The 9,324-nt window shown below is 46.8% G+C and carries 12 protein-coding genes and 2 pseudogenes; 8 read left to right on the top strand and 6 right to left on the bottom strand.

The features are described 5' to 3' along the window. Positions 1–49 precede the first annotated feature (49 nt). From BST85_RS14555 to BST85_RS14750, 8 genes and pseudogenes are all read left to right on the top strand, one after another. On the top strand, positions 50–226 hold the full coding sequence (locus tag BST85_RS14555) for a hypothetical protein (protein WP_245917725.1): 177 nt from the start codon (positions 50–52) through the stop codon (positions 224–226). Further along, positions 223–555 carry a DinB family protein gene (locus tag BST85_RS14095; RefSeq protein WP_245917724.1) on the top strand — a complete coding sequence of 111 codons (333 nt, stop codon included), beginning with the start codon at positions 223–225 and terminating at the stop codon, positions 553–555. The genes BST85_RS14555 and BST85_RS14095 overlap by 4 nt, the downstream gene beginning before the upstream one ends. 63 nt (positions 556–618) lie before the next feature. Beyond that, entirely contained in the window at positions 619–1,731 is a 1,113-nt protein-coding gene (locus tag BST85_RS14090; RefSeq protein ID WP_104813480.1) for a CNNM domain-containing protein, read from the top strand. Then, the gene (locus BST85_RS14085) at positions 1,718–2,197 is read left to right on the top strand and encodes a methylated-DNA--[protein]-cysteine S-methyltransferase (RefSeq protein WP_104813479.1); all 480 of its coding nucleotides are present in this window, start codon (positions 1,718–1,720) and stop codon (positions 2,195–2,197) included. Before BST85_RS14090 ends, BST85_RS14085 begins: the two co-directional genes overlap by 14 nt. Before the next feature lie 2 nt (positions 2,198–2,199). Next, entirely contained in the window at positions 2,200–3,348 is a 1,149-nt protein-coding gene (locus BST85_RS14080; RefSeq protein WP_104813478.1) for a serine hydrolase domain-containing protein, read from the top strand. A gap of 46 nt (positions 3,349–3,394) precedes the next feature. Then, positions 3,395–4,134, top strand: a pseudogene (locus tag BST85_RS14075) (3'-5' exonuclease). Beyond that, the gene (locus tag BST85_RS14360; RefSeq protein ID WP_181040046.1) at positions 4,131–4,295 is read left to right on the top strand and encodes a hypothetical protein; all 165 of its coding nucleotides are present in this window, start codon (positions 4,131–4,133) and stop codon (positions 4,293–4,295) included. Before BST85_RS14075 ends, BST85_RS14360 begins: the two are co-directional and overlap by 4 nt. A gap of 310 nt (positions 4,296–4,605) precedes the next feature. Continuing rightward, a complete protein-coding gene (locus BST85_RS14750) occupies positions 4,606–4,770 on the top strand; it encodes an ATP-binding cassette domain-containing protein (protein WP_146090753.1) in 165 nt (54 codons plus the stop codon). A gap of 41 nt (positions 4,771–4,811) precedes the next feature. Here BST85_RS14750 and BST85_RS14615 read toward each other — a convergent pair. The 6 genes and pseudogenes from BST85_RS14615 to BST85_RS14040 form a co-directional block, all read right to left on the bottom strand. Beyond that, positions 4,812–5,186, bottom strand: a pseudogene (locus BST85_RS14615) (ATP-binding cassette domain-containing protein); the annotation flags it as partial. Then, positions 5,183–5,923, bottom strand: coding sequence for a 3'-5' exonuclease (locus tag BST85_RS14060; RefSeq protein ID WP_104814025.1), 741 nt, complete (start codon positions 5,921–5,923; stop codon positions 5,183–5,185). The pseudogene BST85_RS14615 and the gene BST85_RS14060, both read right to left, overlap by 4 nt. A 46-nt stretch (positions 5,924–5,969) precedes the next feature. Then, positions 5,970–7,118 carry a serine hydrolase domain-containing protein gene (locus BST85_RS14055; RefSeq protein WP_104813478.1) on the bottom strand — a complete coding sequence of 383 codons (1,149 nt, stop codon included), beginning with the start codon at positions 7,116–7,118 and terminating at the stop codon, positions 5,970–5,972. Between the two features lie 2 nt (positions 7,119–7,120). Further along, entirely contained in the window at positions 7,121–7,600 is a 480-nt protein-coding gene (locus BST85_RS14050) for a methylated-DNA--[protein]-cysteine S-methyltransferase (RefSeq protein ID WP_104813479.1), read from the bottom strand. Next, on the bottom strand, positions 7,587–8,699 hold the full coding sequence (locus BST85_RS14045) for a CNNM domain-containing protein (protein WP_104813480.1): 1,113 nt from the start codon (positions 8,697–8,699) through the stop codon (positions 7,587–7,589). Before BST85_RS14045 ends, BST85_RS14050 begins: the two co-directional genes overlap by 14 nt. 63 nt (positions 8,700–8,762) lie before the next feature. Further along, positions 8,763–9,269 carry a DinB family protein gene (locus BST85_RS14040; protein WP_104813481.1) on the bottom strand — a complete coding sequence of 169 codons (507 nt, stop codon included), beginning with the start codon at positions 9,267–9,269 and terminating at the stop codon, positions 8,763–8,765. Positions 9,270–9,324 lie beyond the last annotated feature (55 nt).

Raw genomic sequence — 9,324 nt, 5'->3', positions numbered from 1 at the left:
TGCCACCTATTTTGCCCGGGAAGCCGTCAAACTTTTATCCTGACACCCCATGAAACGACTAACTACTTTAATCATGCTGACCATGAGCACCCTGTCTCAGGCACAACCAACTACCGTGAAAGAAGCCTTCCTGGAAAAATGGGAAAATTCAGCTACATATTTGCTCGATTTGGCCCGTTCCATGCCTGCCGATAAATACAGTTTTACCCTACAGAACGGCAAATGAGCTTTGCAGAGCAGTTGGTGCACATTCAAGGCAATATGCAATGGCTGGGAAGTTCTCATTTTGGGATGACGGAAACTGCTAAGGCCGCGGCAGAGGACAAGAAACAGATCATTATCGATAAATTGGAGCAGAGCTTTACAGCTGTTGGCTCTGCTGTAAAGGCATTTCCTGAAGACGAACTTGCCGAAACCGTCGATTTTTTCGCAGGTCCCAAGTCCAAATTACAAATGCTCAACCTCCTGCAGGATCACCTGACCCATCATCGCGGCCAGCTTGTAGTCTACCTGAATTTGAACGGTATTGAACCTCCCCGCTACAGTGGTTGGTAAAATTGAGCTTCGGCTGTCGGGAATTTTTACCGAATGCGTTAACTTGTTGCAAATTTCCAGCGAATGAATCTGCTGATCCTTTATGCCTTCCTCTCCATCTTGTTCTCCTTCCTGTGTTCGATCATGGAAGCTGCCCTTTTGAGCTTTACTCCTTCTTATCTGCAAATGAAAATGGCAGAGGGGAAAAAGTACGCAGCCGTATTGACCAAGTACAAGGAAAACGTAGATGAACCCCTGATCGCCATACTGACTGTAAACACCATTGCCCATACTGTTGGGGCTATCCTGGTTGGAGTACAGGCAGAAAAATTACCCTACAAGATCGATGTATACGGGATCAATATAGTGGGTTTCGTTTCGGCCATAATGACCTTTTTGATCCTGGTTGTTTCGGAGATCATTCCTAAGACCATAGGTGCCACTTATTGGAAAAAACTGGGGCGATTTACTGCCTTATCACTGAAGATCATCATTTTTCCTTTGCGCTATACCGGCATACTGTGGTTGCTTACTCGTACCACCAAGCTGATCGGGAAATCGGCTCATGTCTATACCGTTAGCCGGGAAGAATTCATCGCCATTACAGACACCGCAGAACAAGAGGGAGTCTTTGAGGAGAATGAAAGTACGGTGATCCGGAATTTACTGGTATTTAAATCCGTCCAGGCCAAAGATGTCATGACTCCTTTCCCTGTAGTCATTTCGGAAAACGAAGAGACCACTTTAGAGGATTTCTATAGCCGGAATAAAGACCTTCGTTTTTCCAGAATTCCCATTTTTCGGGAGAAAAGTCATCAGATCTCTGGTTTTGTCCTCAAAGATGATGTGCTGCAGGAGATCGTAGAGGATCATGGCAAGAAGCAATTGGCCGATATCAAGCGTGAAATTCACGTGGTAGAGGACGAAACGGCACTACCCGACCTATTCGAAAAATACATCAAACAGCGTATCCATATCTCCTTGGTGGTTGACGATTTTGGTAACACCATCGGCATAGTTACCATGGAGGATATCATTGAAACCTTACTAGGTATGGAGATCATGGACGAAAGTGATGCCGTAGAAGACATGCAGGTTCAAGCTCGCAAGAATTGGGAAATGCGAGCAAAACGCATGGGCATCGAACTACAATCCAGGGAAGAAGAGAAAGAGGATACTGAAGATGGAACGGACTAGATTTGAAACTCCACTGGGCCCTATGATACTGGAAATGGACGATTCTGGCATACAGCTGTTGGAATTTACCGAAAAATCTATCACGCCTACCAACACCTCTCCATCAGAAGAACTGCAAAAAGCAATTGAACAGATCAGGGATTATTTCGACGGAAAAAGAAGTAGTTTTGATCTCGCTCTCGCGCCAAAAGGCACCGATTTTCAGCGCAAGGTTTGGCAGGAACTCATAAACATTCCTTACGGAAAGACCATCAGTTACCAGGAACTAGCCAATCGGCTTGGTGATCCACTGGTAATACGGGCAGCTGCCTCCGCCAATGGCCGAAACCCTATCGCCGTGATCATCCCCTGCCATCGGGTCATTGGAAGCGATGGTTCACTTACAGGATACGCCGGAGGCCTTCATCGCAAAAAGTGGCTGGTGGAACACGAACAACCCTACCAGCAAGGAAATTTATTCGAGTGAGCATGCTGAAATTCCTCAAAAGGATATTCCTGGGACTGATCGGCTTGGTGGTCTTGATCGTGATTGGGTTGTATATAACTGGCAACGGTTATATTGTTAAGGGTGTGAGAGTTGTTTATATGACGGGGCATACCTCGGCCTTTATAGACGACTATGCTTATTTTGAGAATGTGGAGATCAAAGCTTCAGGGCAACCTCAACCTTGGGAAGAACATCAGGACTACAATAAGACCCCTGCAACAGACCGTTTACAAGCCATACATTCAGAATTGGGGACGGTAGCCTTTCTCATCATTAAGAACGACAGCATTTGGCACGAGTACTACAGCGATGGCTATGGCACCGATTCCAGGTCCAATTCCTTTTCCATGGCCAAAAGTGTGATCAGTGCTATGTTGGGAAGGGCCCTGGTAGATGGTTCCATACAAAGCCTAGATCAACCCGTTTCGGACTTCATCCCCAGGTATGAGGGAGCGGCGACCACGGTGGGAGATCTCTCCTCCATGGCTTCAGGTCTGGATTGGACCGAACATTACACCAGCCCCTTCAGTATAACGGCAAGGGCATACTATGATGACGACTTGGGCTCCACTATTTTAGGCCAGGGAATTACTGGCACTCCCGCAAAGGAATTTGAATACCTCAGTGGAAATACCCAATTGCTGGCCATGGTCCTGGAAGCCGCTACGGGCAAACCATTGGAGCAATATTTAAGCGAGAATTTCTGGAAGCCGATGGGCTTTGAACACCCCGCCCTTTGGCAAGTTGACGATGCTGAAAACCAACTACCTAAGGCCTACTGCTGTATAGCGAGCAATGCCCGGGACTTTGCCCGCTTTGGCAAGTTGTACAAAGATTGGGGGCAGTGGAATGGAAAGACCATACTGGATTCTACCTTCGTTGCAAAAAGTATTGTACCCAGATTCCCGGAAAGCCCGGAATATGGCTATGGATTTTGGTTAAGTGATCATATGTTCAAGCAGATCTTCGTGATGAGGGGCATCTTGGGCCAGTATGTGATCACCATCCCCAAAGACGACGTAATCATCGTGCGTTTAGGTCACCAGAGAGGTGGCCGGTCTGGCCGACCTTTCAGTGACGACTTTTATGTATATCTGGAAGAAGCCTACCAGATGATGGAAGGATCGTAACTGTTGTTTTGTAACTTGACCTTTTGACTCCCACAATCGATATTCTATGATTGGCAAGATCAACCCTGAGCATGTACTATTCCTGGATATAGAGACCGTACCTCAATTTGCCTCTTACAACCAAGTAGACCCGGAATTGCAGGACCTTTGGGCGCAGAAAACCCGTTACCAAAGAAAGGATGAATTCAGCGCCGAAGAATTTTATGATCGGGCAGGTATCTGGGCAGAATTTGGCAGGATCATCTGTATCTCTGCCGGCTTTCTTAGAAATGTGAGCGGAGATTGGCAGTTCAGGGTTACCTCTTATCACGGGGAGGAACCAAAGTTACTGTCGGAATTCAAGAATCTGCTGGACACTCACTTTAGTAGAGCGCAGCACTTGTTATGTGCCCACAACGGTAAGGAATTCGACTTTCCCTATATCGCCAGAAGGATGATTATACATGGGATAGAACTTCCGGACAAACTCAATCTCTTTGGCAAGAAACCTTGGGAAGTGGCTCACCTAGATACCATGGAGCTTTGGAAATTTGGGGATTATAAACATTATACTTCCCTTAAACTTATGGCCAAGGTGTTAGGTGTTCCCTCTCCCAAAGAAGATATGACGGCAGTCAGGTCCGGGATGTATACTACGAAAATGGCGATATTGATCGCATCATCGAATACTGTGAGCGAGATACCGTCACCGTTGCTCAGCTGTTTAGAAGATTCCGAAATGAACCCTGTTTGAGGACCACCAGATACTGCGGGTCTGACCCCTTTTATCTTATCTTTGAGTCATGAGTGCCTCACCTCTATTATCGGTTAAAGACTTAAAGGTCTCCTTTGACGAAAAAGAACCAGACCGAGATCATACAAGGGTGTCTTTTGATCTTAAGCCAATTCCATCCTCGGCCTGGTGGGTGAATCCGGGTCTGGAAAATCAGTTACCTCTTTGGCCATAATGGGCCTTTTGCAGCTAAGACCAGTCAGATTAGCGGAGAATTAAGCTTTGAGGGTCAACGGCTGGATCAGATGAATCCCAAAGAATTGCGCGATCTAAGAGGCAGAGAGATCTCCATGATCTTCCAGGAACCCATGACGGCTCTTAATCCCTCTATCCGCTGTGGTAAGCAGGTGGCCGAATCATGAAATTGCACTTGGGAATCTCCTCTGGAGAGGCCAAGAACAGGGTGATCAGCTTATTCAATCAGGTCCAACTCCCCGGCCCAAATCCATATACCGTTCTTATCCCATCAACTCAGTGGCGGACAGATGCAGCGGGTGATGATCGCTATGGCACTTGCCTGTAAGCCTAAGCTCTTGGTTGCGGACGAACCCACAACCGCCCTGGATGTGGACCGTTCAGAAAGAGATATCCATCTTAAAGGGTTCAAAAGAGAACGGTATATGGATTTGGGCCGGGGGAGTTGGACCTGATTGAATAAGCTGATCACCCTGTTCTTGGCCTCTCCAGAGGAGATTCCCAAGTGCAATTTCATGACTTCGGCCACCTGCTTACCACAGCGGATAGAGGGATTAAGAGCCGTCATGGGTTCCTGGAAGATCATGGAGATCTCTCTGCCTCTTAGATCGCGCAATTCTTTTGGATTCATCTGATCCAGCCGTTGACCCTCAAAGCTTAATTCTCCGCTAATCTGACTGGTCTTAGCTGGCAAAAGGCCCATTATGGCCAAAGAGGTAACTGATTTTCCAGACCCGGATTCACCCACCAGGCCGAGGATGGAATTGGGCTTAAGATCAAAAGACACCCCTTGTATGATCTCGGTCTGGTTCTTTTTTCGTCCAAAGGAGACCTTTAAGTCTTTAACCGATAATAGAGGTGAGGCACTCATGACTCAAAGATAAGATAAAAGGGGTCAGACCCGCAGTATCTGGTGGTCCTCAAACAGGGTTCATTTCGGAATCTTCTAAACAGCTGAGCAACGGTGACGGTATCTCGCTCACAGTATTCGATGATGCGATCAATATCGCCATTTTCGTAGTATACATCCCGGACCTGACTGCCGTCAATATCTTCTTTGGGAGAGGGAACACCTAACACCTTGGCCATAAGTTTAAGGGAAGTATAATGTTTATAATCCCCAAATTTCCAAAGCTCCATGGTATCTAGGTGAGCCACTTCCCAAGGTTTCTTGCCAAAGAGATTGAGTTTGTCCGGAAGTTCTATCCCATGTATAATCATCCTTCTGGCGATATAGGGAAAGTCGAATTCCTTACCGTTGTGGGCACATAACAAGTGCTGCGGTCTACTAAAGTGAGTGTCCAGCAGATTCTTGAATTCCGACAGTAACTTTGGTTCCTCCCCGTGATAAGAGGTAACCCTGAACTGCCAATCTCCGCTCACATTTCTAAGAAAGCCGGCAGAGATACAGATGATCCTGCCAAATTCTGCCCAGATACCTGCCCGATCATAAAATTCTTCGGCGCTGAATTCATCCTTTCTTTGGTAACGGGTTTTCTGCGGCCAAAGGTCCTGCAATTCCGGGTCTACTTGGTTGTAAGAGGCAAATTGAGGTACGGTCTCTATATCCAGGAATAGTACATGCTCAGGGTTGATCTTGCCAATCATAGAATATCGATTGTGGGAGTCAAAAGGTCAAGTTACAAAACAACAGTTACGATCCTTCCATCATCTGGTAGGCTTCTTCCAGATATACATAAAAGTCGTCACTGAAAGGTCGGCCAGACCGGCCACCTCTCTGGTGACCTAAACGCACGATGATTACGTCGTCTTTGGGGATGGTGATCACATACTGGCCCAAGATGCCCCTCATCACGAAGATCTGCTTGAACATATGATCACTTAACCAAAATCCATAGCCATATTCCGGGCTTTCCGGGAATCTGGGTACAATACTTTTTGCAACGAAGGTAGAATCCAGTATGGTCTTTCCATTCCACTGCCCCCAATCTTTGTACAACTTGCCAAAGCGGGCAAAGTCCCGGGCATTGCTCGCTATACAGCAGTAGGCCTTAGGTAGTTGGTTTTCAGCATCGTCAACTTGCCAAAGGGCGGGGTGTTCAAAGCCCATCGGCTTCCAGAAATTCTCGCTTAAATATTGCTCCAATGGTTTGCCCGTAGCGGCTTCCAGGACCATGGCCAGCAATTGGGTATTTCCACTGAGGTATTCAAATTCCTTTGCGGGAGTGCCAGTAATTCCCTGGCCTAAAATAGTGGAGCCCAAGTCGTCATCATAGTATGCCCTTGCCGTTATACTGAAGGGGCTGGTGTAATGTTCGGTCCAATCCAGACCTGAAGCCATGGAGGAGAGATCTCCCACCGTGGTCGCCGCTCCCTCATACCTGGGGATGAAGTCCGAAACGGGTTGATCTAGGCTTTGTATGGAACCATCTACCAGGGCCCTTCCCAACATAGCACTGATCACACTTTTGGCCATGGAAAAGGAATTGGACCTGGAATCGGTGCCATAGCCATCGCTGTAGTACTCGTGCCAAATGCTGTCGTTCTTAATGATGAGAAAGGCTACCGTCCCCAATTCTGAATGTATGGCTTGTAAACGGTCTGTTGCAGGGGTCTTATTGTAGTCCTGATGTTCTTCCCAAGGTTGAGGTTGCCCTGAAGCTTTGATCTCCACATTCTCAAAATAAGCATAGTCGTCTATAAAGGCCGAGGTATGCCCCGTCATATAAACAACTCTCACACCCTTAACAATATAACCGTTGCCAGTTATATACAACCCAATCACGATCAAGACCACCAAGCCGATCAGTCCCAGGAATATCCTTTTGAGGAATTTCAGCATGCTCACTCGAATAAATTTCCTTGCTGGTAGGGTTGTTCGTGTTCCACCAGCCACTTTTTGCGATGAAGGCCTCCGGCGTATCCTGTAAGTGAACCATCGCTTCCAATGACCCGATGGCAGGGGATGATCACGGCGATAGGGTTTCGGCCATTGGCGGAGGCAGCTGCCCGTATTACCAGTGGATCACCAAGCCGATTGGCTAGTTCCTGGTAACTGATGGTCTTTCCGTAAGGAATGTTTATGAGTTCCTGCCAAACCTTGCGCTGAAAATCGGTGCCTTTTGGCGCGAGAGCGAGATCAAAACTACTTCTTTTTCCGTCGAAATAATCCCTGATCTGTTCAATTGCTTTTTGCAGTTCTTCTGATGGAGAGGTGTTGGTAGGCGTGATAGATTTTTCGGTAAATTCCAACAGCTGTATGCCAGAATCGTCCATTTCCAGTATCATAGGGCCCAGTGGAGTTTCAAATCTAGTCCGTTCCATCTTCAGTATCCTCTTTCTCTTCTTCCCTGGATTGTAGTTCGATGCCCATGCGTTTTGCTCGCATTTCCCAATTCTTGCGAGCTTGAACCTGCATGTCTTCTACGGCATCACTTTCGTCCATGATCTCCATACCTAGTAAGGTTTCAATGATATCCTCCATGGTAACTATGCCGATGGTGTTACCAAAATCGTCAACCACCAAGGAGATATGGATACGCTGTTTGATGTATTTTTCGAATAGGTCGGGTAGTGCCGTTTCGTCCTCTACCACGTGAATTTCACGCTTGATATCGGCCAATTGCTTCTTGCCATGATCCTCTACGATCTCCTGCAGCACATCATCTTTGAGGACAAAACCAGAGATCTGATGACTTTTCTCCCGAAAAATGGGAATTCTGGAAAAACGAAGGTCTTTATTCCGGCTATAGAAATCCTCTAAAGTGGTCTCTTCGTTTTCCGAAATGACTACAGGGAAAGGAGTCATGACATCTTTGGCCTGGACGGATTTAAATACCAGTAAATTCCGGATCACCGTACTTTCATTCTCCTCAAAGACTCCCTCTTGTTCTGCGGTGTCTGTAATGGCGATGAATTCTTCCCGGCTAACGGTATAGACATGAGCCGATTTCCCGATCAGCTTGGTGGTACGAGTAAGCAACCACAGTATGCCGGTATAGCGCAAAGGAAAAATGATGATCTTCAGTGATAAGGCAGTAAATCGCCCCAGTTTTTTCCAATAAGTGGCACCTATGGTCTTAGGAATGATCTCCGAAACAACCAGGATCAAAAAGGTCATTATGGCCGAAACGAAACCCACTATATTGATCCCGTATACATCGATCTTGTAGGGTAATTTTTCTGCCTGTACTCCAACCAGGATAGCCCCAACAGTATGGGCAATGGTGTTTACAGTCAGTATGGCGATCAGGGGTTCATCTACGTTTTCCTTGTACTTGGTCAATACGGCTGCGTACTTTTTCCCCTCTGCCATTTTCATTTGCAGATAAGAAGGAGTAAAGCTCAAAAGGGCAGCTTCCATGATCGAACACAGGAAGGAGAACAAGATGGAGAGGAAGGCATAAAGGATCAGCAGATTCATTCGCTGGAAATTTGCAACAAGTTAACGCATTCGGTAAAAATTCCCGACAGCCGAAGCTCAATTTTACCAACCACTGTAGCGGGGAGGTTCAATACCGTTCAAATTCAGGTAGACTACAAGCTGGCCGCGATGATGGGTCAGGTGATCCTGCAGGAGGTTGAGCATTTGTAATTTGGACTTGGGACCTGCGAAAAAATCGACGGTTTCGGCAAGTTCGTCTTCAGGAAATGCCTTTACAGCAGAGCCAACAGCTGTAAAGCTCTGCTCCAATTTATCGATAATGATCTGTTTCTTGTCCTCTGCCGCGGCCTTAGCAGTTTCCGTCATCCCAAAATGAGAACTTCCCAGCCATTGCATATTGCCTTGAATGTGCACCAACTGCTCTGCAAAGCTCATTTGCCGTTCTGTAGGGTTAAAACTGTATTTATCGGCAGGCATGGAACGGGCCAAATCGAGCAAATATGTAGCTGAATTTTCCCATTTTTCCAGGAAGGCTTCTTTCACGGTAGTTGGTTGTGCCTGAGACAGGGTGCTCATGGTCAGCATGATTAAAGTAGTTAGTCGTTTCATGGGGTGTCAGGATAAAAGTTTGACGGCTTCCCGGGCAAAATAGGTGGCAATGATG

It is taken from the genome of Aureitalea marina (assembly GCF_002943755.1).
Taxonomy (GTDB): Bacteria; Bacteroidota; Bacteroidia; order Flavobacteriales; family Flavobacteriaceae; genus Aureitalea; species Aureitalea marina.
The sequence above is the reverse complement of the archived record's forward strand: the minus strand, read 5'-3'. Positions and strand labels throughout refer to the sequence as shown.

Bases quoted from the DNA above. Each gene is read 5' to 3' on its own strand.
- BST85_RS14045 (WP_104813480.1), bottom strand. From the start codon at position 8,699: ATGAATCTGCTGATCCTTTATGCCTTCCTCTCCATCTTGTTCTCCTTC.
- BST85_RS14060 (WP_104814025.1), bottom strand. From the start codon at position 5,923: ATGATTGGCAAGATCAACCCTGAGCATGTACTATTCCTGGATATAGAG.
- BST85_RS14085 (WP_104813479.1), top strand. From the start codon at position 1,718: ATGGAACGGACTAGATTTGAAACTCCACTGGGCCCTATGATACTGGAA.
- BST85_RS14095 (WP_245917724.1), top strand. From the start codon at position 223: ATGAGCTTTGCAGAGCAGTTGGTGCACATTCAAGGCAATATGCAATGG.
- BST85_RS14040 (WP_104813481.1), bottom strand. From the start codon at position 9,269: ATGAAACGACTAACTACTTTAATCATGCTGACCATGAGCACCCTGTCT.
- BST85_RS14080 (WP_104813478.1), top strand. From the start codon at position 2,200: ATGCTGAAATTCCTCAAAAGGATATTCCTGGGACTGATCGGCTTGGTG.
- BST85_RS14555 (WP_245917725.1), top strand. From the start codon at position 50: ATGAAACGACTAACTACTTTAATCATGCTGACCATGAGCACCCTGTCT.
- BST85_RS14360 (WP_181040046.1), top strand. From the start codon at position 4,131: ATGAGTGCCTCACCTCTATTATCGGTTAAAGACTTAAAGGTCTCCTTT.
- BST85_RS14050 (WP_104813479.1), bottom strand. From the start codon at position 7,600: ATGGAACGGACTAGATTTGAAACTCCACTGGGCCCTATGATACTGGAA.
- BST85_RS14750 (WP_146090753.1), top strand. From the start codon at position 4,606: ATGCAGCGGGTGATGATCGCTATGGCACTTGCCTGTAAGCCTAAGCTC.
- BST85_RS14055 (WP_104813478.1), bottom strand. From the start codon at position 7,118: ATGCTGAAATTCCTCAAAAGGATATTCCTGGGACTGATCGGCTTGGTG.
- BST85_RS14090 (WP_104813480.1), top strand. From the start codon at position 619: ATGAATCTGCTGATCCTTTATGCCTTCCTCTCCATCTTGTTCTCCTTC.